The 25378-nt window shown below is 40.6% G+C and carries 19 protein-coding genes; 1 reads left to right on the plus strand and 18 read right to left on the minus strand.

Translation table 11 applies throughout. The features are described from left to right. Window positions 1–59: 59 nt before the first annotated feature. Window positions 60–1292, minus strand: coding sequence for an exonuclease SbcCD subunit D C-terminal domain-containing protein (locus FDF36_RS05215; protein WP_220390607.1), 1233 nt, complete (start codon window positions 1290–1292; stop codon window positions 60–62). 88 nt (window positions 1293–1380) lie between these two features. Here FDF36_RS05215 and FDF36_RS05220 point away from each other — a divergent pair, with 88 nt between their 5' ends. Beyond that, window positions 1381–2139 carry a lysophospholipid acyltransferase family protein gene (locus tag FDF36_RS05220; protein ID WP_032535824.1) on the plus strand — a complete coding sequence of 253 codons (759 nt, stop codon included), beginning with the start codon at window positions 1381–1383 and terminating at the stop codon, window positions 2137–2139. Between the two features lie 233 nt (window positions 2140–2372). On the opposite strand, the gene FDF36_RS05225 is transcribed toward FDF36_RS05220, so the two are convergent. From FDF36_RS05225 to FDF36_RS05305, 17 genes are all read right to left on the minus strand, one after another. Continuing rightward, window positions 2373–5576, minus strand: a complete 3204-nt coding sequence (locus tag FDF36_RS05225; RefSeq protein ID WP_220390608.1) for an efflux RND transporter permease subunit — start codon at window positions 5574–5576, stop codon at window positions 2373–2375. A gap of 20 nt (window positions 5577–5596) precedes the next feature. Further along, window positions 5597–7090, minus strand: coding sequence for a TolC family protein (locus FDF36_RS05230; RefSeq protein WP_220390609.1), 1494 nt, complete (start codon window positions 7088–7090; stop codon window positions 5597–5599). A 2-nt stretch (window positions 7091–7092) separates the two neighbouring features. Continuing rightward, the gene (locus FDF36_RS05235; RefSeq protein ID WP_220390610.1) at window positions 7093–10170 is read right to left on the minus strand and encodes an efflux RND transporter permease subunit; all 3078 of its coding nucleotides are present in this window, start codon (window positions 10168–10170) and stop codon (window positions 7093–7095) included. A gap of 26 nt (window positions 10171–10196) precedes the next feature. Beyond that, on the minus strand, window positions 10197–11267 hold the full coding sequence (locus FDF36_RS05240) for an efflux RND transporter periplasmic adaptor subunit (protein ID WP_220390611.1): 1071 nt from the start codon (window positions 11265–11267) through the stop codon (window positions 10197–10199). Between the two features lie 409 nt (window positions 11268–11676). Further along, on the minus strand, window positions 11677–13368 hold the full coding sequence (locus tag FDF36_RS05245) for an O-antigen ligase family protein (RefSeq protein WP_220390612.1): 1692 nt from the start codon (window positions 13366–13368) through the stop codon (window positions 11677–11679). Continuing rightward, window positions 13365–14255 carry a signal peptidase I gene (lepB, locus tag FDF36_RS05250; protein ID WP_044301888.1) on the minus strand — a complete coding sequence of 297 codons (891 nt, stop codon included), beginning with the start codon at window positions 14253–14255 and terminating at the stop codon, window positions 13365–13367. Before lepB ends, FDF36_RS05245 begins: the two co-directional genes overlap by 4 nt. 31 nt (window positions 14256–14286) lie before the next feature. Next, window positions 14287–15315 (minus strand): BF3164 family lipoprotein, encoded by a 1029-nt coding sequence (locus tag FDF36_RS05255; RefSeq protein ID WP_220390613.1) that lies wholly within the window; start codon window positions 15313–15315, stop codon window positions 14287–14289. 584 nt (window positions 15316–15899) lie between these two features. Then, window positions 15900–16247 carry a hypothetical protein gene (locus FDF36_RS05260; RefSeq protein ID WP_234059052.1) on the minus strand — a complete coding sequence of 116 codons (348 nt, stop codon included), beginning with the start codon at window positions 16245–16247 and terminating at the stop codon, window positions 15900–15902. A gap of 27 nt (window positions 16248–16274) precedes the next feature. Next, window positions 16275–17450 (minus strand): DUF4221 domain-containing protein, encoded by a 1176-nt coding sequence (locus FDF36_RS05265; RefSeq protein WP_259281369.1) that lies wholly within the window; start codon window positions 17448–17450, stop codon window positions 16275–16277. A gap of 40 nt (window positions 17451–17490) precedes the next feature. Beyond that, window positions 17491–18045: a hypothetical protein gene (locus FDF36_RS05270; RefSeq protein WP_005780249.1), complete on the minus strand. Its 555-nt coding sequence runs from the start codon at window positions 18043–18045 to the stop codon at window positions 17491–17493. Then, window positions 18042–19052, minus strand: coding sequence for a BF3164 family lipoprotein (locus FDF36_RS05275; protein WP_220390878.1), 1011 nt, complete (start codon window positions 19050–19052; stop codon window positions 18042–18044). The genes FDF36_RS05270 and FDF36_RS05275 overlap by 4 nt, the downstream gene beginning before the upstream one ends. Window positions 19053–19236: 184 nt before the next feature. Then, complete coding sequence (locus tag FDF36_RS05280) at window positions 19237–21198, minus strand: transglutaminase domain-containing protein (RefSeq protein ID WP_220390879.1); 1962 nt, start codon at window positions 21196–21198, stop codon at window positions 19237–19239. 141 nt (window positions 21199–21339) lie between these two features. After that, on the minus strand, window positions 21340–22215 hold the full coding sequence (locus FDF36_RS05285) for a DUF1573 domain-containing protein (RefSeq protein WP_220390614.1): 876 nt from the start codon (window positions 22213–22215) through the stop codon (window positions 21340–21342). 2 nt (window positions 22216–22217) lie between these two features. Further along, window positions 22218–22598 carry a DUF1573 domain-containing protein gene (locus FDF36_RS05290; protein WP_080714500.1) on the minus strand — a complete coding sequence of 127 codons (381 nt, stop codon included), beginning with the start codon at window positions 22596–22598 and terminating at the stop codon, window positions 22218–22220. Then, the gene (locus FDF36_RS05295; protein ID WP_234168622.1) at window positions 22595–23722 is read right to left on the minus strand and encodes a hypothetical protein; all 1128 of its coding nucleotides are present in this window, start codon (window positions 23720–23722) and stop codon (window positions 22595–22597) included. The genes FDF36_RS05290 and FDF36_RS05295 overlap by 4 nt, the downstream gene beginning before the upstream one ends. 89 nt (window positions 23723–23811) lie before the next feature. Further along, window positions 23812–24081 (minus strand): NVEALA domain-containing protein, encoded by a 270-nt coding sequence (locus FDF36_RS05300; RefSeq protein WP_032529686.1) that lies wholly within the window; start codon window positions 24079–24081, stop codon window positions 23812–23814. A 231-nt stretch (window positions 24082–24312) separates the two neighbouring features. Then, window positions 24313–25374, minus strand: a complete 1062-nt coding sequence (locus FDF36_RS05305) for a TolB-like 6-bladed beta-propeller domain-containing protein (RefSeq protein WP_220390615.1) — start codon at window positions 25372–25374, stop codon at window positions 24313–24315. Window positions 25375–25378 lie beyond the last annotated feature (4 nt).

Raw genomic sequence — 25378 nt, forward strand, 5'->3', positions numbered from 1 at the left:
TACTCTGTGCTACTCTGTAGTAAAAAGAGTTTCGACACAGCCTCGAGTTCTTATTTGATTCATTCTAAATTGATTGTCCGGCAAGCCTCCTGAAACAGTTTTACCAGTTCTTCCGGCATCTCCGTCTGGTAACTGTTCTCAAAGGTTGCTTTCACAATCTGTAAGGGATTCATCTCCTGCAATCCGGCAGCCAGTACTTCTTCTTCCACGCTCCCCTCTGCCGCCTGCCTGTAAGAAGAAACAATACGGGCCAGCCGGACTGGCTTGCCTTCCAGTATTTCTTCTATTTGCTGCCGCAACATCGGCTCCGGTTCACTTAGTTTCACCTTGACTTCCAGATAGGGCTTCGGTCCATTCTCCGGAAGTTCCAGTCTGCACAACTCATCCAGTACCTCGTCCGGAGCCGCTGGCTCTTTGGCGGGTATACTCAGCAAACGTACCAAAGGTGTATATTCAAGTTTCTCTATTTCGACTGCCCAACCTTCATCCAGAATCACTTTTACCACTCCGTGGTGATAATGCTTCTCGGCAAACGACATAGGTAAGGGACTGCCGGCATAACGGATATTCTCCCTTCCCGATACGCGCTGAGCCTTATGGATATGCCCTAAAGCCGTATAAACAATCTGTTCGGGAAAAGACTCGGGCGATACACTCTCCAGACCACCGATGATGATGCGCTCACTATGATCTTTCTCGGCAATCTCCGAACCGGTTGCCAGCAGGTGTCCGACAGCCACCAATGCCTGCCCGTCCGTCCGCTTCTTCAAAGCATATTCCACCAAACGGGCATACAGTTCCTTTACTCCTTCCGCATACGGATTGCCTTCAGTCTCCACCACCGGATAATCTCCCTGCCGCAAGAAAGGTACTGCCAGGCAAAGAGCTTCTACCCTCCCCGATTCATTCTTCAGTTCTACCAGTAAATGACTGTAATCTATCTCTCCGTCCTGCTTACGGACAATCCCCTTAATCTCTGTCCTCATCTCCTGCAACAACGGCAGAGGTGACTCCAACCGGGCAGCCGAATCATGGTTTCCGGCTACAATGACCAACTGCAATCCCGGGTTCTCGGTTGTCACCCGGTGAATGAAACGATAGAACATTCGCTGCGAGGCGGCAGACGGATTGGAAACATCGAAAACGTCTCCGGCAACAATCAGTACATCAATTTTGTTCTTAGTCAGGACACCGGCCAGCCAGTCCAGAAAGTGTTCATGTTCCTGTGTCCGGTCATATCCGAAAAAGGTTTGTCCCAAATGCCAATCGGCTGTATGTAGTATACGTATCATGCTATTGAAATTTGAAACAAAGTTAGCAATTATTCAGGACAGCAATATTATTTTGTTTATTTTTGCACAAGCTAAAACCAAAATCATTATGAAGATACTATACTATATTTATCAAATCTGCATTGCATTGCCCATTTTGTTAGTATTGACTATCCTCACGGCGATTGTCACCATCATTGGTTCATTATTGGGAGGTGCCCACATCTGGGGATATTATCCGGGGAAAATCTGGTCACAGTTGATCTGCCTTTTCCTGTTGATTCCGGTAAAAGTGCGTGGACGCGAAAAGCTACATGGAAGAACCTCTTACATCTTCGTACCCAATCATCAAGGCTCGTTCGACATCTTCCTCATTTACGGTTTTTTAGGACGTAACTTTAAATGGATGATGAAGAAAAGTCTCCGTAAAATACCTTTTGTAGGAAAAGCATGCGAAAGTGCCGGACATATTTTCGTAGACCGCTCGGGTCCGAAGAAGGTACTTGAAACCATTCGCCAGGCCAAAGACTCTTTGAAAGATGGTATATCATTAGTGGTCTTCCCGGAAGGGGCACGATCTTTCACCGGCCATATGGGGTATTTTAAGAAAGGAGCTTTTCAACTGGCGGACGACCTCCAACTTGCCGTAGTTCCTGTGACCATAGACGGATCTTTTGAAATCCTGCCACGAACCGGCAAATGGATTCACCGCCACCGCATGATTCTGACCATACATGACCCTATCCCCCCAAAAGGTCAGGGAGCGGATAACATTAAAGCCACCATGGCAGAAGCCTATACTGCTGTAGAAAGTGCACTTCCCGATAAATTCAAAGGGATGGTGAAGAATGAAGACCAGGACTTATAAACGGTTTTGAACGATGAACAGGATTCACCACAGAGGGCACAGAGTAACACAGAGTTTTTGTATCTTTAAGCAGGGATATTCAGTAAATATCCCTGCTTAAAGATACAAAAAAGGCAACTAACTCGCAATGAATCAGTTGCCTTTAATTTTCTTATTTTAGGAATATCCCCAATCAATAACTTCATTTCTTCTCTGTGTTACTCTGTGCCCTCTGTGGTGGAAAAAGTATTTGTTCACCGTTTCCCCACTCTCTTCTTCAGCACAAATACCGGAAGGAAGAAAAAGATTCCGATGATAGACATCACCAACCCTCCGATAGTTCCTGCCGCCAATGGAAACCAGAATGCCTCCTTATCCGTACCGACCATAAAGGGAATAAAACCCAGAATAGTGGAAACCACTGTCAGAAAGATAGGAAGTATCTTCGCATTCCAAGCTTTGGTATAAGCTCTCAAAGCCGACATTCGGGGACGACACCTCCGGATAGCATTATATTCGTTGAGAATATAGATACTGGCATTTACCGTAATACCACATAACAAAACAAACGAAGCAAAGCCACCCTGATCGAAGTTCAGTTTAAACCAATAGAACGTCAGGAATACCCCGATATACGACACCGGAATAATAAATATAATAGCCAAAGGTTGCTTCAGCGAGTTGAACAGGATACTGGTAGTAAAAAAGATAATGGCAATCACCACCAGCAAGAGCAAGTATTGTTTGTTATCCTTTTTCCCCCAGCCCCAACTCTCTCTCTCCGACTGAGCCGTATACCCCATCGGCAACTCTTTATTAAACTCTTCCAGATCCCGCTTCAGGATTTTGTTTCCCTGCTCGCCCGAACCGATATATTCATATTGCAGGCATAATCTGTACTGCTGGTTCTCCTTGGCAACTTGTTGAGGCATCTGCCCTTTTTCCATAGTAGCCAGCTCAGACAGCTTATATTGTTTATTATCTGTTCCATACGGAAAATATTGCATGGCCCAGATATCGTATTCCTGAGACTGCTTGGATGAAAGCTTTATCTTTTCCGAACCATTCTCTGCCACTACCGAACCGATCTCCATATTCTTACCATAAATCGGGCGGATGGTGGAGAACAGGATGGTGGCATTGATATTCTCCTGTGCCATACGTTCACGGTTCAGGTTAAAATAGAACTCCTGATAATCGTCTTTCCAATAAGAGAAATACGAATTGATGATGACTTCCTTGATCCGTCGATGGGTCAATAATTTGGCTTTCAGCTTTTCAGCCCACTCGTACAGTTCATCGTAATTGTATCCGTACATCTTTACCTGAAACGAACCGGCTCCCTCACGAACATCATTACTGAACCCCTGATCCTGCAATCCGTATACACCCCAGCTGCCTCCACCCAGTTGCAGGGCCTTACTGATAATGTTGGCTTTCAATGTGTAGGGGAAACCGCTATTCTGATGCTCCTTGGTAAAATAGATATTGATATTACCCCGACGGGCATTGTATACCGAGGTCTGGAACTGCTTGATTTCTTTAAACTGGCTCAGATAAATTTCCATCTTCTTGATCAGTTCGTTCATCTGCTCCAACGTACTGCCGTTCGGAAGATTGGCATATACATACAACACGACTTCTTCGTTCCGGGTAAAATAGCTGCCGTTGTATACCTTCTGGATAAACAGGCGCAAACTACCTCCCAGTGCTTTGTCGACTATCGGCTTGATCTTCTCTTTGTAGGTAGACGATCCCAAGGTTTTGTTGTACCACTCCGTGGTGCGTCCTTCACCCTCCACTTTATCCGGAAGCATAAACACCGGAAGTCCGAACAATAGTACCAACAAGATGCAGACAGCCACACGCCAACGACACAATTTACGTATCATCCAGCCATAGAAGCGGGTAAAGTAAACCGTTATTCTTCGCGGAAGAGAGGCCCGAAGAAGGAAGAAGTGGGATTTAGTCCGACGACGTTTCCTCTTTTTCAACCCGATCTTTTCGATCAGGGCAGGTACGAAGAACAGAGCGACAAATAAAGATACGGCAAGGTTGATAATCACCACGGCTGCAAAATCCTGCAAGTTCAACCGTATCTTCTCGTCAAGGAAGAAAATAATCACCAAAGCTCCCATTGTAGTCAGAGTAGCAGCCAAGATAGATATAAAGGCTTTCAGGTTACGCCGGTGCAGGATATGGTCGGTCATCACAATCGTATTGTCTATCACCAGATTGAGCGAAACCGTAATACCAGCCAATGAATAGAGCTGCATCTCCAATCCGAAAAGGTAATAGAAAATGACTGCTACCGCAATATTGATGCTCAGGCTGACCACAATCAAGAATAAATAACGCGGATTCAGAGTGATAATCAGCACAAAGAACAGCAAGATCAAAACCGTAAGGCCGGTACGCAGATAAATCTTATTCAATTCTTCATGAATAAATTCAGTCGCGTCATAACTGGTGTGGATTTCATATCCGGCAGGCAACACTTTCTGTATGGCCTCCATCTCTTCTTTCACCTGCTTACTCAGTTGCAATTGGTTGGCAGTTTCTTCAGCCGTTATCGACAAGTAAATGGAGTTAAGCCCGTTGATGCGATAATAGCTTTGGGGGGCCTCTTCCATGTGCGACACTGTTACAAGCTCATTCAGACTGATCAATTTACCTTCGGTACTCTTCACCCGGATACGGGATGCGTCAAAGCCCACCTCTTTTGTTTCAGGCATCAGCGCCAGCCGGATCCACTCTTTCCCTCCTGTAGATGATTCTACATTATAGGTACCCAGAAACTCTTTTTGATAATAGCGGCTGACAGCCTGCTGGATATCGCTCAAAGTAATCCCCAATCGCCTGAGTTGTTCGCTATCATACTCCAATACCCACTCCATGGGGGTAGCTCCGCTCAGGTCTATCTTATAGATGCCCTGAATCTGTGCCAGTCTTGTTTTGATATGTTCATCGGCGTATTGTTGAATTAAGATAGGAGTAGAAGGGGCATTGAGTGTAAACGACATAAAGGGACGGGAAGCATTTTCGTCCGGACGCTTCATCCTGATATAAGGATAACTCACTCCATCGGGAAGCTGTGGCCAAGTCTGCCGGATAATGGTAGAAGCCTCAAAACGTACCGCATCTATATCCGCATACTTATCCAACTCAATAGTGATGCTCCCTGAGCCATTATCAGAGGTAGAATAGATATTCTTTATACCTTTAATACGTGCCAACATGGCCTCCAGCTTACTGGTAGCCTCTATTTCCACTACCCTCGACGAAGTGCCGGGCATACTGAACTGCACCGTGAAGCCGGGCAGGGTCCTCGAAGGATTCAGCTTTACAGGAAGCAGCGGAATTAAGGCCAGACCAATCAACGCCACGCATATAAAGGCGACAATCAGCGTAAAAGAAGAGGCTTTCGTCTGCGTTTTTATTTTAGAAGGATTATCCATCGTTTCAATATTAGTTAGCACTATCTCACCAATTGCCCTCCCGCATAGTCAAACTTGTCAGTCAGCGAGATTCCGGTTGCAAAGTCATGTAATGTCAGTTTACGTATCTTATAATAGTTCAGCCAATAGTTTTGCAAGGCTGAAATGTAGTTTTGCTGTGCCTCCTGCTGACGGTTCAGGGACAGAGTCAGACTGTTGATGTCCGCTTTCCCGATGATAAACCGCTGGCGGGTTTCGTTATAAGCCAGAATGGAAAGATCAAGTGCTTCTTCGGCACTGGTTATCAGGTTTTGCTGGATATTGAAATCGTTTACAGTCATGATTACCTCTTCGTCCAGGCTGATTTCGTCCTGACGGGCAGAAGTTTTCACCACATTCAGATTATTGCGGGCCATGTTATATTTGCCTTTCCTTACTCCCCAGTCAACCAACGGAATGCTGACACTGACCGATACCAAATCCTGCTGCATGGGCTTACGGTACACATCTCCAAAGTTATCGGCCACCTGGTTGAAACCGATACTGGCATTCACGCTCGCATTGAAACGCGACTCCTTTTTCGTTTTATCCACATTGCGTTCGGCTTCCAGTACGTTCTGCTTCAATCCCAGTAACTGAGGATTGTTTTCATGTGCCATCTGTAATGCCTTGTCCACCGGTATCACCAATTCCTGGGGCCGGACAGGTAAGTCAATATCGATAATCGTATTCTTATCCAGATTCAGAAACGAAACCAGTGAAAACATAGCACGTTTCAGGGCACTGGCCTTATTCTGCAATGTATTGCGTGCATTCACCACATCCAACTTCAGTGTCAACAGGTCTGCTTTCGAAATGGCTGCTATCTTCTGGCGTTGTACTCCGATACTATAAAGCGTATCCGAAGAGACCATATTCTCCTTGGCCAGGTTATACTCGGCCTGCGCCATAGCCAAGTTAAAGAAATACGTAGTGGCCTGCACGGATACAGCTTCCACATTATACACAAACTCCTTCTTTACTTTTTCGTATTTAAGGGGTTCGATCTTTCTCTCCCACTTGAACGAATTATATCCTACCAAACTTTGTGAATATCCCAAACGGATAGGTACACTGGTAAACTGCGTTGTCTTGTTTCCACCAAAACTACGCATATATCCCAATTGCGATTGTAGGTAGAAAGTACCGCCGGTCAAATCGAAATTCTGCTGGATAGCCAGATTACCCGATGCATAAAACGACTGTTGGCTACGATAGACATCCAAGTCCTTTTCCGAATCGTATCGCTTGGTGATATCCCGGTTATACTCGGCAGGAGTCATATTCAAAGTAAGGCTCGGCAGGCGGTTGGCCTTGAAAGTCCGATACTCCCAGTAACCGGAAAGATACATATTCTGTGTACGGAATGCTTCCAGTGAACTATCATTGGCCAATTGTATCGTCTTCTGCAAATCGAGTTTTATATGATCCTGAGCTTTCACTGCAGAAGCCCCAAACAGCAAGGCTGCTATTACTATATAATATCTTTTCTTCATATCTATCGTTTTACTTTATTTCTATAAATAAACCAGTACAGCAAAGGGATGATGAACAAACTCACTAAGGTACCGACTGTCATGGTACCTATCATGGCTATGGATAGCGGCTTCTGAAGTTCAGACCCGAGGTCATACGAAAACAGCAACGGAACCATTGCGAAGATGGTGGTCAATGATGTCATGATAATCGGACGCAATCTTCTTCGTCCGGCTTCATGAATGGCCTCCAATAACGGCACTCCCTCCTTACGCAATTCGTTGATGGCATCGAGCTTCAGGATGGAGTCATTGATCACGATACCGCAAGTCACAATCAATCCGATAGCCGACATCAAGTTCAACGTATGTCCGCATATCCAAAGCAATACCAATGCAAATGCCACGTCAATCGGAATCTCCATCAACACCAGCAAAGGCTGCATGAAGCTCTCGAACTGCGCCGCCAGAATGAAATACATCAGCAAAAGGGAAATGAACAGAATGACCACTAACTCGTCCAACATCTTCTGATTAGAAAAGAAACTTCCGGAAAAGGCAATATCCCAATCTCCTGTTTCATTGGATGTTTCTTTAACGTCGACCATCAATTTTTCCGCATTCTCCACTCCATAGAATTTATAAGGAATATATTCCCCATTTCTTCCGGCTGTAATACTCTTCAAATCTTCTGCGGGAGTCACTTTTATTAGTTCCCGCAAGGGAATAAAATTCACCCTTCCCGTCTTGCTATCCGGTTGTGTCTGAATCAATGTTTCCTGCAAAACCTGATTAACCGTCTTTTCGTCTCCCGCAATGTTGATAGGCAGATATTGCTGATAAGAGTGCAACATAGCTACACTGTTCTCTTTGAAAGCAGTTTTCAGCACCCGGTACAGCTCATTATAAGAGATTTGATACAACAATAGCTTTTCCTGGTTAATGCTAAGGTTCAACTGATTTTCGAAAGCAATACCCGTCGGAGGTATTCCCGTTTTTTGACCGAATGCCTGTTCCAGTCCGCGTAAGGTACCGGGTTCGGGTGCCCTGTCCTTATTACGGGCATACAATTCGGCTACAATATCAGCCTCCCCTGTCACAAATAGTTTCTCAAAGACGGTTTCCGGTGGAGAAAACGAAATCACCGCCAAGGGATAGCGCTCTTTCAGCCTTTTATAAATCTCTGACTGCAACGGAGCAATCTCCTTCGAAGTTTCTGTCTTAAAATACAGTTCTGCCTCTGATGACGACAACTCCTGCTCACGATTTAAGATGTAATCCTGCAGCCCGATGGAGGCCGTCTGCTCTACAGATTGCCCCTGCAACTCACGGAACAACTCGTCTACACGACGCTGATTTTCGTCCACATGGATGTTCTCGTTCCATTCGATACGGGTGATCAATTCATTCTCATCGATGTCCGGCATTCTTTCCTTATCGATAAAAAAGAAAAAGAAAATACATAGCGGGAAAGAAATAACGCAGAACAGTACACTCAGCGTTTTATGGCTAAATACCCAATCGACTCCTTTATCATAGAAACGATCCAAGGTATGTTCTTTCAACGGATTATTAATCTTCAGCCTCAGCCATTTCGGGCCTCCTTTTATTCCGGTACGATAGACCAACATATACAAAACAGGAAGCAGCATGATACCTGTAAAGTATGAAACCATCAGTCCTACCGTTACGGCAAAGGCCTGATCGTAAAAAATAGCACCTGCGATACCGCTCATAAATACCAAAGGCACAAATACGGCAATTGTTGTAAAAGAAGAACTAAGCATAGGAGTTACCACCTCGCTCGTTCCTGCCACGCAAGCTCTCCGTAACGAATAGCCCTTTTCCCGATATTGCGATATATTCTCTGTCACTATAATCGAACTGTCGATCATCATACCCAATGCGAGGATCAAGCCGGACAGGGAGATGATGTTAAGAGACATCTTACACAAGTAGAAAAACAAAAAACTGATGACAATGGATACCACCATACTCAGTCCAATAATAAAAGGAGATTTGACATCGCCCAAGAACAGTACGGCAACGATACAAATAAAGAAGAAACCAAGTGAAAGATTTTGCTGGAGATTGGATATCGTATAGTCCAACAGTTCAGTTTGATTTCGGCTCACACTAAACTCGATATCCGGATAGATCTTTTTGAAATAGTCCATCGTTTCCGACAGTGCCTCCTTCATTTTATCCATGTTTTCGTCAGCTTGCTTAATGATGGCAAGAGTCACCGCTCTCTTTCCGTTCGAAACGGATACTCCTTTTTCTTTAACCGGCACCACCGCTATGCGACAGAATTCTTTCAACTGTATGATACGGTCTCCCTTTCGGATATAAATGTTCTCCACATCTTCCGAAGTACGAAGTAAAGTAGAAAATTTAATGTTGTATTCATAGTATCCATCCCGCACAGTCATACTCCCCGGCTCCACATTATTTTGTGCCAAAGCCGTTTCAATATCTTCAATAGACAATTCGAGCATAGCCAGTTTGTCCATATCAGGCACAATCTGCAACTGTCTTTCCAATAATCCGGTAACGTCTACCATTGCCACTTCGGGCAATTGTTCGATACGGCGCTTGATGACCGATTCGGAAAACTCACATAAGTTCAGGAAAGCCTGCTGATCCGTCTCTTCATAAGCACTGTCTGTCTTTAAAGTCAGATTCAGATAGAATACCGGAATGTCGGTTGCACTTGCCTTGATTACCTTCGGACGGTCCGTATCTTTGGGCAAGTAATTCATAGCTGCGTCAATCTTTTCGTTAACCTCTATGAATGCAAGATCCGTATTGGTACCAAAATCAAAATTAAGCCGGATAATACCTGTACCATCACGTGTTTCGCTGGACATGTCTTTCAAAGCAGCCACTTGAATCAATTGCTGGCGGATAGGCTTCACTACTGTGTTTTCCAATTCACGTGCCGAAGTATTCTTCGCTGCTACCTGTACGGTAATCTCCGGGATAGAGATATCCGGCAGCAACGATACCGGCAACGTGAAATACGTCACCAACCCCACTATGAAGCAAGCCGTAAAAGCCATCAATACGGCAATGGGACGTTGTATCAGGAATTTAATCATAATTGTTCTGTGTTAGTGATTCATCCTTATTCAATGATAGTGACCGGAGCTTCGTGTGCCAGATTGATGTTTCCGGTTACAATTACAGTATCTCCTTCTGTCAGTCCATCGGCAACACTATAACTGTCAGCATTTTCCAGAGCGGTATGAATATAGTTCCACTGAGCCATCTTTCCATCTTTCAAAGTAAACACAACCTGTTTGCCCGACCGAAGCACCACTGCACTTTTAGGAATCACCAACTGCTCTCCCAACGAACGGTGCACACTGACACGCACATTCATTCCACTAAACAGTCTGCCTGCCCCGTTCACCCGGGCTTTCACCTTCACCATTCCTTTATCATCCACCAATGGATTGATTTCCGATATATTTCCTTCATGTACTGTCGCAGCATCCGAATAGGGTTTGATCACGACCTTATCTCCATTCTTTATTAATGGCAACTCACTTTCAAGTACAGTAAAATCTACTTCCATACCCTGCATATCGATCACCGTACAGAATACATCCGAAGTACTGGCCAAATTATAAGGTTTCGAAAACAGGTTGGCAACTACTCCGTCAAAAGGTGCGGTCAAAGTAGCATGTTCTGCATTGTATTTCGACATTTCATATTGTGATTTGCTCTGGTCATAACCACTCTTCACTTTTGCCAGCTTCATTGTCTCTTCGGGCACCTGACTAATGTCATCTGCCGGATAGCCCTGACTGATAAGTACATCCCTCAATTCCAGTTCCGATTTTTTTAAAGCGTCTTCCGATTGCGACAACTGGTTGTCAAGTTTGAATTTATCCAACTCCGCTAACTTCTGTCCCTTTCGTACCCGGTCTCCGTTCTTCACCCAAATATGAGCTATCACCTCACCACTTTCAAATCTCAGATCAGCCATTCCCTTGGCAGATACTTTTCCATTACTCACCAATTCATGGTTGAATACCTGCTTCTTCAAGGTCATAACGGACACTTCATTTTTCGTGTCGGGCAACACAGTTTCCACTCCTTTTTCAGAAGTACTTTCTTTCTTCTCACCGGAACAAGCTGTCAGCATTGCCAATGCCAGGCAAAGCGTATAGAAGGGATATTGGTTTTTCATAATGTTATTAAACTTTTCTCTATTAATTATGGTTGCAAATATAGTTGGTTATTTTCTAACACACAAAATAAATGGCGGACTAAATTCCACTGCCACAATTCCATTAAGGCACTGGTTATTTGCCATTTACGATTTTTACGTTACTAACAGAGGTGGACAAAAAACATTTCACCCCAATTAATCCGTAAAAAATCAGATAATCCTATCGCATTTCATCCTCCATTCTCACTATTATGCTCATTCCTCTTCACGGTAGAAACCTGCTTATCTGATATCCTATTTCCCAGAGAACAAATATAGTCGGCATTGAAACCAAAGCCGGAATAACCTCAATCGAGACCCTAAATATAATTGCTAATATTTAAAATGCCAAAAGAAAAAGCAGACTTTTTTTTGCATTTAAAACATATTAATCATTTACATTTCTTCCTTTTACGATTTTTTCGTTACTTACATTTACAAGTAGCTTCCTAATTTCTTCTCTCATCTCTCTTACGGCAGTCGACTGCACTTTAGGTTCTTTAGTCAAGACCAATTCCGCCATTTTCTGTAATTTATCCCGTTGTAAATACTCAGGAACAGCATACAGTTTTGCCAGCAAGTAATATGGATAAATCCGGCCCGGCAATAAATGAGTGGAACGTAATAACCATTTTTCGGCTTCAGCATATTCCCCCTTTTCCTGAAAATTTTTACCAATAATATTTAGTATCATCGGATCGCAACTTCGGGTAGAAGCCTCTTTTAATAATAAGATTGAAGCATCCGCCTCCTTTAATTTATGCAAACAATGCCCATATTCAAATAAAAATGCCCCTCTTCCCTTTAATTTCGGATACAAGCGTTCGTATCCTTCTTTTGCACTTTGATAAGCACCTGCCTGATACAACATGCGGCAGTTAGCCCAACTCCTGCATTCTTGATGTACATCTGCCCTCTTCCAATGATATCCGGAAAATCCCAATACACAAGCAAAAGCCAGTTGCCAAGCAAGAAAGCGTCCTGCAATACAAGCCATCAATAAAATCAGAAACGCAATAACAAAAGCAGGCAATTGCATCGGGTAAGAAGAAAAAGCAAATACCAACAATGAAATCACTCCACCACATGTACCTATACGTTTCAATCCGACACCTCGCCACAGGCAAAAGCCAACAAAAGCCAAGAAACAGGATAATATCGGAATTCCCTGTTCTACTGCAATCTGCAAATATTCATTAAAAGCATACTCCGGACTTCCTGCCACCAATTCTTCACGTGGAGAATAATCTCCTTTCGCAAAATAAGTTTCCTGAGCTGTCCCATATGCCAATGCAAAATTTCCTTGACCATAACCTGTAAATGGTTTCTCCATAACAGCCTGCGTACTGATTTTCCACATGAACAATCGCCCACTGGCCGAATCTTTTTTCAGATAAAACAAACAAACTCCCCCCACCAGCACGACTATGCACAGAGCCGAAGCAATTGCTATCATCTTTGCCTTTTTACGCATCCATATCCTCTTCAGATGTACCGGCCAAGACTTGTGTACACCATATACCCAAATACCGGAAACAATGGCAGCCAACCATGCCGAACGGCTCATACCTGCCGGAAGCACACAAAGTATAAGAAACAATACTGCCAATGTCCCATAATATCCGGTCCACTCGATCCAGTTTTTATTTATCCTTTTTCGCAATTTTAGCCATTGATCCAGACAAAGCGGAAAGACCATGGCCAGATAACCGGAATAAGGCCCCGGATTAAAAAAAGACCCGGTCAGGGAGTATAGAGAATGATGGGAAGAAGTAAAACCATAAAGTTGTCTTAATCCATAAACAGCCTCGGAAGCGGCCAACGCTATAAGACTCCAGACAACTACCTGATAAAAATCCCTCCCCATATCATACCTCTTTTTATAATAGACAAAAGCCAACAATAAAAGTCCTGTAGCAGCCCCCATAGCGGCCTTTGCCAGATAAGCCCATTGTCCGGACAGTTCACCTGCCGGAAGCATCGGATCATTTACCCATACCACAGACAGCAATGTGCACACTATCGCCAAAAGTCCCCCACGGAGTATAATATGTATATAATCTACCTTCATCTCCGTCATTTTATTTTTTTAAATACCCTATCCCAACGAATTTTTTCACGCAAAGGATCATCCGAACGCCATATCGTAAATGCTCTTCCCACAATATATGATTCGGGCAGCATGCCCCAGTAGCGGGAATCTTTTGAGTTTTCCATATTATCCCCCGATACGAAATAATAATTCTCCATAAACTTATATTCTCTTATCACACTATCGCCCAGACAAACTGAATTCCCCTTTTGTTGCAATCTCTTTTTCTGTTCCCAATGAATCAATCTTCCATAAAGTAAACGGGACAACGTATCAATCTTCACTACCTGCCCCTTTGCCGGCACCGGAAGAGGACCGAACTCCTGAATGGTCCATCCCAAACGTCCGTCCCACGGAAAAGCATCTATCACAATCCCTCGCGAATCCTCTCTTCTGACCCGAGAAATCCGATGTTGTGCCTTCACATTCCCCAAACTGTCTTTTATCCCCTTGATATGATAATATCCCCTGCGTATTTCCAACGTATCTCCCGGAAGAGCAATGCACCGCTTCACATAATACTTCATTATATCGAATCCGATACTATCACTCCCATCCTGATAAGGGAAATTAAATACAAGCACATCGTTCCTTTTAAACGAGCCAAAGCCCGGCAGACGATAGATAGGAACGTCCTCACCCCGTAACGATGCAAAGATATTGAACAGTCGTGCCCCGCCGGTCCATTTATCCACCAATATCTTATCTCCCGAAAGTAAGGCCGGTTCCATCGAGTTTGAAGGGATCTTGAAAGAAGTCAAGCAAAATACCTGTAATACCATCCAGGCTACAAATGCCACACAAGAATAGAAACAGATATTCACAATCCAGTTTCCGATTCGTTTCATCGTTTTCATCCAAACTTCTTTCTTCATATCTACATATATATTTTAATACGATCTCCCGTCAAGAATCGAAAGTAAAAGAGACCAAATAAAATTCCCGGGTTTTAGAAAAAGCAATCCCATAAAGTTTATTAGGTTCCCGGATTGAAGCACAAATTCTCAGAATGAGGCAATCAGTATTATATTTGATTAATTCCCGGCCGTCCCAATCAAAAACAGATAAGTTATTGAATAAATTGGGATTCTTGTCACCTATAAATACACTATAAATCTTTTCATCCGTGGCACATAACGCAGAGAAGCCCCAAACAGTCTCCCCTGTGCTTTGGATAGTTCCGGATAAATATTGCACAACCGGAGGATAAAATTTTCGGATTGCTTTTAATTCTATGCCTTTTGATAAATCAAATAATTCAAGGACTCCTCCATATAAAGTTCCCACAACCATTTTTTTACAATCCGGAGATACCGCAATTGCAGGCGATGACCAAACGGCACGTTCTTCCGGAGTATCTATAGGAAAATCACTGTAATCAGCCACCACTTCGGCATCTGCCAGCATCTGAAAACGTTTTTGCTGATCCGACTTTGTTCCCAACTGACCATCCACCAGAAATTTATCATCCCGAAGTCCCCACACCCGGCGTACTGTAGCTCCTAAATTATAAAAAGGCTGTTCTTCTATCAATGTTCCCCAATTATCATCCTCTTTATCAAACTGATAAGTCAATAACTTCATAGAAGATTCATCATACACCGAAATGTTCTTTTCACGTGCATCATAATAGCACATGTTTGCAGTAGTCACTTCACCCGGTCCCTGTCCCCTTCTTACAAAACTTCCAAGCAATTGGCCTGTGCTCTTATCATATACTTGCAACCATGTATTATCAACCAAAGCCAATATAAAGATATAGTCCTCACTAACAGCCATATCCAAAGGATAGCTGATCAGCAGTTCGTCCGACAAACGATGAGCATGTATGTTCTTTACTTCCGGAAACGTAGGAGGTGCATAAGCACTATGTTGTTTCTGACAAGAACACAAAATAGTTATTAAACAAACACACAATAACAACTTCTTCCACATATATTAGTCAAGGCTACATATTATGATATTTTTTCTATACTCGCAAAAATAATACATTTTAAATTATAAACACATCTTATTCGTAAAAACATTACCAAATGTTTTAGATCCTGTTTAAAAATGATTGAAACAAAAGATTAAGAAGGTTTCCGTATTGTGCAATCCTGTGGTGAAAAGACACTTTCCTACAAAAAACGCATTTCGATCTTCCATCTTCCACCTTTTTAAGTTTAATTTATTAATAATCAATACAATAGCATAGTGGAAGATCGTGTTTTTAAGCCATTTATCTTCCACCTCCATCTTCCATCTTCCACCTCCGTTTTTAAGGGATAAATAAGCTATAAATATCTGATATGCACATACATATAGTTGGTTTTTTATCTATTTATGTCTATTATTGTATTTTGTTTTTCTTGCTATCTTTAGTGAAAATGGTCTTTTCTTTATCCCGTCCCGCATACCTGTGCCCATGAGCCCAGGTATGCGGGCCCATAAGCCCGGGTACACAGGCCCACAAGCCCGGGTACACGGGCTTAGATAACGGTGCAGAATAAAGACGTAATACACTTATTATAAGCGTGTTAATAAAGGAATATTTTCGATATCATTTTAGAATAATCTTCGTTGTGGATATGGATAGTTTGTTCAAAACTGTTCCCTGGATCCCCAAAATCCCACTCTACTTTTTTAGGATTGCTAACCTGCAATACTACAGGATGACTATCAATCCGCTCATCGTTAAACAAGAAATCATTATTTTCGTCCACATATACATTTTTCTGCTGAAGCTTATCCCCCATTCTTAAACGCCATGCTTTCAAAGATGAAATATTCGTAAAAACAAAAAAGATACTATCATTTGTATTCCTTTTCAAAAAAGCCTCTGACTCCGAAATACATCCACCACAGCCCACATTAGATATAATCACAATATTTCCATACTATATCCAGTTTCCTCATAATTTTAATAGTTCAAATGTTTTAAAACGCATTATATCATCATCCTCTGACTCCACTTGAATGTGAAATCCATCCGGACCGACAAAACATTGATTTAATAAATAAAGTTCTTGGGGTAACATTGTTTCTCCCACAATTTGAAAGTTCTTATCTAAAATAGTCACTGACATTGGTTTGCGCAGCACCCCCTCTTTAGGATCAATACTACTGTCTGGATGTCCTGCCAAACGATAGTAAACCTCTCTATATGAGTCATAGTGAATGCATCCATAATTCAAACTATGGACATAGTGATCTCTATCGGCTTCTGGGGAAAAATGTTCGAAATCAAGACTTTTCTCAACTGGTTCAATAACGATATCTTCTTTGGTTCCGGCATAAAACTCATGATATTGCAGTGAGTCTACATGATGTACTCTTATATTATGATCGGCAGCAAAACTAATAACCAGTTCATTATTAGGAGACAAGGTATAATAAGGGAAACGATATGTAAAACTCCCCCCCCAATTTCCAGAATGATACATAGATGGATAACTATCAGAATACCTAATAGTGTTCTTCTGCAAATTATAGAAAGCCATCACAGGACGATTTGAATCATTCTCACCCTCAAATTCATAAAAAAGAGTTCCGGACAACAATAATTCATCACCTATTTTTAAAATAGGAGAATTTGTACGCGGAAACAATTCAGAAGGTGCAAAAATGGAATCTCCTTTCAAACGTCTGACAATGTCTATTCGTTTCTTATCTTTCACATGACTACTATCATTCGTCAGGTACAGATAACGTGTCATCCTATCATACAAATAAATCGAATCTTTATTCAAAAACAAGTATGAAGTAATACTGCCAACTCCATTCGAGCCCTCCTGCTCAAACTTAATCTTACCCATATTTTTCACAGTCCCGTAATCATACAGTACAATCGAGTTATCATAGTTATTTATAAACGAAAAAAACAGTTTTCCATCCATATAGATCAATTGTAAATAATCTGATAATTGAACCGTTTCACTGTCCAACGGAAAACATTTATCTTCCTTCGCTACTAATGTATAATCATCAGTTCTATGAATTACAGTTTTCTTATCCTGCTGACAAGAACCTACAACTATCCCCAATAAAACTACAAATACAAAACTCCTAATCATTATCATAATACCCATAAAATGCTATATTTATACTATACTAAATTTTCAATTCCGCTCAGATTTCCTTTAACGATGCTACAATCCCTTTGACCTGTGGAAGTAACTCCAGAAACATAGAACAGGATGAGAAACTAATATAATACACGCATTTATTCCCTTGCAAATACCATTCGACTTTCTGTAGCGCTGATAATTCATTAGTTTCCGGATGGCGATCGGCTTTATAAGAAGAGATAATCATCTTTTTTCTATCATTAATCGATCTATATATAACCTTTACCCGAGTAACATCTGCTAATGCCGAAACACTGTCCCTCTCAAATATTTCCTGATAACATTTACAGTTTTGTACTTCTATAATAGTCAAAACAGAACCACAACGATCTTTACGCTTAGAATATACCCTCATAAACTTTGTCGTTTCATACCCTTCTCTTGTACGCCTCAAAGGTTCACCACAGGAACGCACAGCAGAAGGGCGATTCCATCCTTTAGGCACTTCAATCACATACGTCTCACCACGCAAAAGATCTCCGTGGGGTTGAGAAACTTGCGCAACAACCTGAGCACAAAATAAAAAACTTAAAAGAAGCAAAGCTGTCAATTTCATAACTGGGGTAAATTGAATACATAAATATGATCTTCGTCCTCCACAAAAGCTCCATAAATCTTATGTGCAACTTCATCAACAGCAAAAGTGTTAATAAAACAGTCGAGTTTATATTGTATGAGTGGTTTCCCTTCCCAATTAAATACTTGGATATTAGGAGTAGTTTTCCGGTTCCCTATTTCCTCTGTTGTCATATCCAGATTTAACGAATAAATGTAATTATCCGTCGTGTACACACATATAGGATGTATAAGCCTCATATTATCATCTACCTCCGGACATTCCTGTCCTGGGAAAAGATCTAAAATTACATCTCTTTTTAGTTTTCCATCCTGGCCATAAATTCTGAAACGGCGTATATGTTGGTAGAACGAAACGAAACAACTCTTATCAGGCTTGGCGACGGTCATCTTTATATACGCTTGATTCCTGCCCAAAACAGATCCGAAACGTTCCTCTGTTTCGGGATATTCTCCCCATGATTCATGATTTCCGTCAGGATAAAGAAACCTAAATTCTTTTTCATTCTCAAAGCCGCCATTACAACAGTAGCTGCTATCGGAAATACTTATCAAGTCATTAAAACAATTAAATCCATAATTTAAAGTCGAAGTCTGTACGGTAGCTTTATCTTTCTCAACACTAATATGTTTCAGGTTAATTCCGTCTAACATGACAAATCCATTCTTTTGATATTTCACAGGGGTAATAGAAGGGAGAACGAAATCATTCGGTCCCTGCCCCTGTGTTCCAAAACTATATTGAAAAGTCAAATCCGGCAAATGGAAGCATTGAAACATAGTATCCATTTTTTCATTGAATACTATCAGATTACTATCACATAAAACTAAACTCCGTGGATACAATAACACCGAAGGAACCTGTATTCTATCGGATTTCAAATTTATGGTATGCTCAAATTGAGCATAATGCATAATCCTATCAGATTCTATACAACTTGATACAGCTATCAATAAAATCCCCCATAAAATTCCACGAACTCTCAATCTTTTTTTCATGATAATCAAACTTTTATGTCAGCTTTACGCCACAAAGTTTGAGAAAAAAAAGGGCTTTAAGGGACAATTACAGGTCAAAAAGCAGTAAATTCAGGTCATTTGAGCATTTGTATCATATCCGACAAAGAAAATCAACATAGCTTTCTTTTTATGGTCTGATATTTTCATCTTTCTACCACTTCACAAAGAAAACCTGCCGGCCTGCCTCGTTCCGAAATACAGTTTCCTCTTTTCCTCTTGATAAATTTCGGAGCCAAAGCACTGCATTTTGGGGAATATTATCATAATGCAATGTTAATTCTGTAGCCACTTGCTTACCCAACGAGATCCAACCATTAAATCCATCCTGATAATACAACTCATACTGATCTCCTAACCGAATAAAGTTATCATCGTTACGAGGCATATAGACAATCTTTCCGATCTTTTCCGCTTTCCCTAAATCAAGTGTCACAAAAGCTCCTTTTTCTTTGGTGAGAAAAAAAGTTAGCCCATCGCCATCATTCACTTTTAAACTATCGAACCGGTCATCCGCAATAAAAGTATTACTGCCACCAACAACTTTCGCAGAAAGCTTCTCTTGATCATCTGAATTTCGGAACAACTGTAGTTCAGCCAGTTGAAGTGGCTTATCGGGAGGTGATGTGTAACGAATATACCGATACTTCTTTTCCGATGGCGGATAAGCTGCCTGATAGCTTACCTTAGGAGTATCTACTATCTGATACAGCAGGCAAGCATCCGAGAAGTTCAAATGATTAGCCCCTTCTATCTTACTTCCCACCACAGCACTGAGATAATCTTTCAGATATTGCCGTAACAAGAATTTACGATTCAGATCCATACTTTCTTTTTTGGAAAAATCAGGCTTATGATACTTCACCTCTCCCTTTTCATCCACAAGAAAAGGGTATCCGGCCGCTACCCACTTAAGGCCATTAAAATAAAGTGGTTGAAACAAAATGCCCGGTTCCACATTTGTAAATGTAGCTTTGTTTCCTTTCTGCGATGTAATATCTATTGGCATACACCCTTCCAACGTAAACACGCCTAAACAAATGTATTTCTTGTTAACCTGAGAATCAATTTCGATTTCAACCTGGTTTGCCGGAAAATAATCATCAGTCACATCTTTCAGATATGGATCTTTCAGTGGGAACGGAACCGACCGGTCACTCCGGATGCCCGATATCTTCTCCTGCTGCGCTCCAAAGCAGTGCCTGTACACCTTCCCTTTTTCACGTTTATCATTTCCTCCCCGTTCCACTTTAGTCTGAATAAACCAGAAAGGTACATATCCCCCTGTTGTATCCCTCAATACATTCCAGACATGTCCGGCCCCTTTCCCGGGACCATAATGATAAATGTCTGTAGCGGCGGGAATACCCAGAGCACGTAAGACATAAACCGTAAAATCACAAGAAGCCTCACAACTTCCAACCCTATTGGCCAGCAAAAATCCTGCACCCAGATGCGGTAGTTCCAGCTCGACACTATACCTGAAATCTTTTTCCTGACGCAAATAGGCTCCCAAACAATCAGTAGCTTCCACAACATCTGTCCCTTGGTAGAGCGAATCCAATATAGATTCATAACGCTCTTTATACCAACTACGCCACTCCTCTAAAGGTTCATCCCCGACCCGATACGGTAAAATCAACTCGCAAAAATCATCAAACGGCAAATATTTATTCCAAGGTCGTTTTTCCCAAACCTCAAATGCTTGATCAATGTGATGAATCAGGAACTCAGCTCTAATTACCTTAGCATCATATACCCTTTTTAAAGTCCGATAAGAGAAATGCTCCCACTTTTTACGAGCTTCCTTATTTACCCAACCATCCGTATGTACTGTAGCCGCATGAATTGCTTTTAAAGTATCCAACTGCCACCCTTCATAACTAAAATAACGAGGCATATTTTCAATCAGAAATCGTGCGGCATCCTGTTTCAGCCCGCTATCCTTATAGTGTTCCAAAACTTTCTCAAGTTCTCCCCTATTCTCTCCGGCAAACTCCAAAGCATACTTCAGCCGCTTGTTCTCCGTACAAGAACAGCAGACAACAGCACCCAATAATCCGCAAAGCAAATAGGTCTTCATCATAATTTTCTTCTTTCCTGATACCCCAATCATACTATGTTTCATAAAAAGCCGGCTTACAATGAATTGCAGCAAGTTTACCAACTACTCCTAGAAATAAACCATTGAACAAAATCGCCCCCCTTGGTTATTTGTCCACCACAACCCGATCGTCAGCCGGCAATATTTTTACCTTTATTTAGCGTCTCCTTTTATCTTCAGTTGCAAAGGCGAAGATTCCGAATTGCAATAAACCGTGATTGTTTTGTTAAAATGCTCCGGATGCTCAGCTTTATAAGTTACCACTATATCTATCGATTTTCCTGATTGAACCGGTTCTTTTGAATACTCTACGGTAGTACATCCGCACGAAGTGTTGATATCATCAATCACTAATAGATTCTTACCGGTATTCTGTATAGTAAAAATACATTTTTGTTCTTTCTTCCAATCAAACATACCCAAATCCATAGACAAAGCATCTATCTTCACCTCTGTTTGAGGACATTTTTCATCTGGATGAAATTGGCCGCCGGAAATTATATTCAAAAATAAATCTTTAATTTTAGAATTATGAATGGGGTTACCTATTGCTACAATTTTATTATCTTCATCAAGTAGAAATGTCTGAAGCATCATATCACCAGGAATTTTATTGGTATCATAAAATGTATTTTCCAAATCCAAACAGATTGGATAAGTAAAATTATCATTTTTAAGTGCATAAAAAATATCTTTCTTCATTTTAGGATAAAAAATAAAAAGAAAAGAAGTGTTTTTTTCGGACAGGCTATCAACATCGACAATAAATTGTTTCCATTTAGCCAACTTTAATTTACAGCTAATACAACCAATAGAATCCACATACATTACAATCCTATATTTAGTTTTTGGAATTGTAACATCTATATTTTGACCATCCATATTAAAAAACACTAAACTATCGGGAAGCATAAGATTTTGGCCCACCAAATCCTTAACTATAAAAAGATTTCTTTCTACATTTTGATTTTTACATGAACATACCCCTAATACAAGCGAAATCAACAACAATATGCTATAATATTTCATTTCTAATCTTTTTTATTCCCTACCACCTTTAATGCATAATTTTCTTGTAAAGTATTCAACTGAACCACAGAAGCAACCTCAAAATATCCATTTTTACTAGATGTATCTACAATCATATATATATAAGATGACTCTCCTGTTCTCAGTAAAGAATCTGTAACAAAAACTTTAGTGCAATTACAAGACCGATAGATTTTATTTACTTTTATATCATGAGAACTAACATTGGTAAATTTGAAAGAACATTTCAGTAATGTGTCATTCATAATAGTGCCAACGTCAACTCTTCTTTTATTAAAAATAACCTCATCTTTACTTTTCTGACCAAAACATATACAGATATTCACAAATAAAAAAGTGATAAAACATGAAAAAGTTTTCATTCTATTCGGAATTTATAAAAAACAAAACGTATATCATTCTCTGTTTCTAAAGGTAATTTACGTACTCCATAGTACCAGCCGTTATTGTATCCAAGAAACATAAAGTAATTGGGTACATCTATATCAGCCAACATATTTGAGTTTTGATACAACTGCACTCCTGTTTTTCTTATAATTCTCTCTTTCACATAAGTTCGAATCAATATATTAGTTTCAGGTACATAATCTAATCCAGCACTTGAACCAACAGTCTTATAATCTTTCATAAATGTCTTCCCCTCGTCAAGTTCTGTTGCTTGCGTATAATTACGATCAACATCTCTACCTTCAAACCCCATAGTATAAATAAGTTCATCCGGATACAAATAAACATAAATCAACGAATCCACATAATGATTTACATATACAGTATCTCCTCTCATTGCAAAACGAAAAGATTCAAAATTCGGAATAGGTTTTTCGTGATAAATTTCCGGCATTTTTCCCGTGACACGTTCAACCATCATAGTATTTACGTTCAATTCCCCAAAAATGTGCAATTTATCATAACGATCTGATTCTATCTCTTTCTCCGAAACGAAACGATCTATTAAGTTTACAGGAAAAATTATAATAGAGTCATTTAGATAGTAGAAATCAACTCCATAGTCAGTTAAATACATCATATTATAAGCTCTCGGAGAGTCATAATCTTTACATACTCCATTCCAACCGAAATTAATTCGTCCATGATGAAATAATTCATAATCCTGTTGTTTAAAGGAATGAAGCATTATTGAATTATCAACAATTAAACACTGATCCTTTTTATTTCGAATAGGATAAGCAAACATAAATTCATTTAATTCTCCAGGGCCATTGCCTTTTCTAAAATGTTCAGCAACAAAATCACCAGAATTAGCCTTATAATCATAAAATTTAGAATAATATGTATCAGCAAACGTAATAATAGAGTCAACTAAATAAAAATTTCCCCAACCACTGGTATAACTGGCATCAACAATTACCGAATCCAAATATATTTTCTTATTTAACAGGCTCTCTCCAGAATGAGGAATATTCTTTGCTTGACGACTACATGCAAACAAAAAACAAATAAGCAACAAGAATGCTATTTTTTTCATAATATAAACCAATAACTTTATTTCAAAGACTAAGATTCATATGTTTTTACTATCACATATGAATCTTAGTTCATTATTAACCTACTTGTTTAACGACAATTTCCATCATGATTAGAACAAGGATCAGCTCCACAATAAGCCAGGTTCCCAAGAGCGGAGCAAACATATCTGCCATCTGAAGCCCTACAATAACATTTAACGGTTTCACCACCTCCTTCACCTGTATCGGCCAAAGCCTCTACATTAGCTAAAGTCAAATCAGACAAGGTTGTTTCAGCTTTTTGGTTCTGATAAATGTTATAACCAGCAGACATAATAACAATAGCAATACTCAATGCCACATAAACTCTCTTTTTCATATATATATTCATTTTTACTAACGTAGTTTTGTATATTTCTGTCTCCTTTCTTGGAAGAGCCAGCTCCCTCCAGCAGAAAATCTAAATGCTTCATTTATGTTTTCCATCAGTTTTTTATTATATTTGTGCCTGTTAAACCTCCTTTTCTAAAGGTTGTCAGGAGCGGGGAAATAGCTTCCCTATCGACAAGTCGGCTTTACCCGCTCCTTTTCGAACCTGTTACACTTGACCTTAACTAAAGCGGAACTCCACAATGGGCTGGTCATTATTAACATCTGTCGCTGTAATAGTCTTATTTTTTTCATCTACATGGAAACCTGTGATATAACGATCTAAGGTGTATTTACACAAAGGTTCACCCTCAAGATTAAATACATAAATATACTGTCCACCATCTGTAGCTCTTCCTTCCTTCTGGTGTTGCGCCATGATCTCTTTAAATGTGCGTCCATGAAAAATAGCGTAAATAGCATCATCTGTAACCTGTACATCCGAGAATCCCATGATCCCGTCAGGAATTGCATAGCCACCTGCCAACTTAAATTCCGGCTCCCCTTTTGGACCTTGACAGACTTTATGAGAACCATTTTGAAGATTATAAATTTCAAGAATCTCTCCTAATTGAGTAGCGGCAATCAACACACCATTGTGAGGATTGTAGTCGATAAAACTACGCCAAGCTTGTGCCAAAGCCGGACGAGCTTCCTTCAAGGCTTCTTCATTGGAAGAAGGAATTGTCCCACTTTTCTTCAAGAACTTCCCCTGCCGGTTCACCCAGCAAAAACGACTATCTCCCGAATAGTCGGGAATTAGAAAAGTAGTATCATTGAATGCAACAAAATCAAGAGCACGCAGAATGCTGTCTTTATCGAAAGAGATCGCTTCTGCACGCAGAAGCGAATCTCTATCCGAAACAAACTCAAACCTAGTTAACTCGCCTTTGTTGGCATCTAAAGTCCAATACGAACCATCTATACATTTCACTGTTTCTACTGAAAGCATCTCTTCCGGTGAGTCTCCCCGCCTGCCAAACGAAGACAGATAGTGGAAATCAGGGTAATGAAAAAGATGACAATACACATCACTACCATGTAAATCCAAGACGACCGCCTGATCACCGGATACATGAATCCGAAACGGATAACGCATATAAACTGAATCAAGCTGAATTACCTTGGAATGCAATGTTTCTTCTTTCGGAAAAGAAGCATATAACATCCTATCTTTTGGAGAATCTGAAGTGCACGCAGTAAACGCCAATAGAAAAACGAGAAATGTCAGATAGTATTTCATAGGT

Origin of the sequence: Bacteroides fragilis (genome assembly GCF_019583405.1) — a bacterium.
Classification (GTDB): domain Bacteria; phylum Bacteroidota; class Bacteroidia; order Bacteroidales; family Bacteroidaceae; genus Bacteroides; species Bacteroides fragilis_B.

Excerpts from the sequence above, each read along its gene's own strand:
- FDF36_RS05215 (WP_220390607.1), bottom strand. The coding sequence starts at position 1,292 with ATGATACGTATACTACATACAGCCGATTGGCATTTGGGACAAACCTTT.
- FDF36_RS05220 (WP_032535824.1), top strand. The coding sequence starts at position 1,381 with ATGAAGATACTATACTATATTTATCAAATCTGCATTGCATTGCCCATT.
- FDF36_RS05225 (WP_220390608.1), bottom strand. The coding sequence starts at position 5,576 with ATGGATAATCCTTCTAAAATAAAAACGCAGACGAAAGCCTCTTCTTTT.
- FDF36_RS05230 (WP_220390609.1), bottom strand. The coding sequence starts at position 7,090 with ATGAAGAAAAGATATTATATAGTAATAGCAGCCTTGCTGTTTGGGGCT.
- FDF36_RS05235 (WP_220390610.1), bottom strand. The coding sequence starts at position 10,170 with ATGATTAAATTCCTGATACAACGTCCCATTGCCGTATTGATGGCTTTT.
- FDF36_RS05240 (WP_220390611.1), bottom strand. The coding sequence starts at position 11,267 with ATGAAAAACCAATATCCCTTCTATACGCTTTGCCTGGCATTGGCAATG.
- FDF36_RS05245 (WP_220390612.1), bottom strand. The coding sequence starts at position 13,368 with ATGACGGAGATGAAGGTAGATTATATACATATTATACTCCGTGGGGGA.
- lepB (WP_044301888.1), bottom strand. The coding sequence starts at position 14,255 with ATGAAGAAAGAAGTTTGGATGAAAACGATGAAACGAATCGGAAACTGG.
- FDF36_RS05255 (WP_220390613.1), bottom strand. The coding sequence starts at position 15,315 with ATGTGGAAGAAGTTGTTATTGTGTGTTTGTTTAATAACTATTTTGTGT.
- FDF36_RS05265 (WP_259281369.1), bottom strand. The coding sequence starts at position 17,450 with ATGGGTATTATGATAATGATTAGGAGTTTTGTATTTGTAGTTTTATTG.
- FDF36_RS05270 (WP_005780249.1), bottom strand. The coding sequence starts at position 18,045 with ATGAAATTGACAGCTTTGCTTCTTTTAAGTTTTTTATTTTGTGCTCAG.
- FDF36_RS05280 (WP_220390879.1), bottom strand. The coding sequence starts at position 21,198 with ATGATTGGGGTATCAGGAAAGAAGAAAATTATGATGAAGACCTATTTG.
- FDF36_RS05285 (WP_220390614.1), bottom strand. The coding sequence starts at position 22,215 with ATGAAATATTATAGCATATTGTTGTTGATTTCGCTTGTATTAGGGGTA.
- FDF36_RS05290 (WP_080714500.1), bottom strand. The coding sequence starts at position 22,598 with ATGAAAACTTTTTCATGTTTTATCACTTTTTTATTTGTGAATATCTGT.
- FDF36_RS05295 (WP_234168622.1), bottom strand. The coding sequence starts at position 23,722 with ATGAAAAAAATAGCATTCTTGTTGCTTATTTGTTTTTTGTTTGCATGT.
- FDF36_RS05300 (WP_032529686.1), bottom strand. The coding sequence starts at position 24,081 with ATGAAAAAGAGAGTTTATGTGGCATTGAGTATTGCTATTGTTATTATG.
- FDF36_RS05305 (WP_220390615.1), bottom strand. The coding sequence starts at position 25,374 with ATGAAATACTATCTGACATTTCTCGTTTTTCTATTGGCGTTTACTGCG.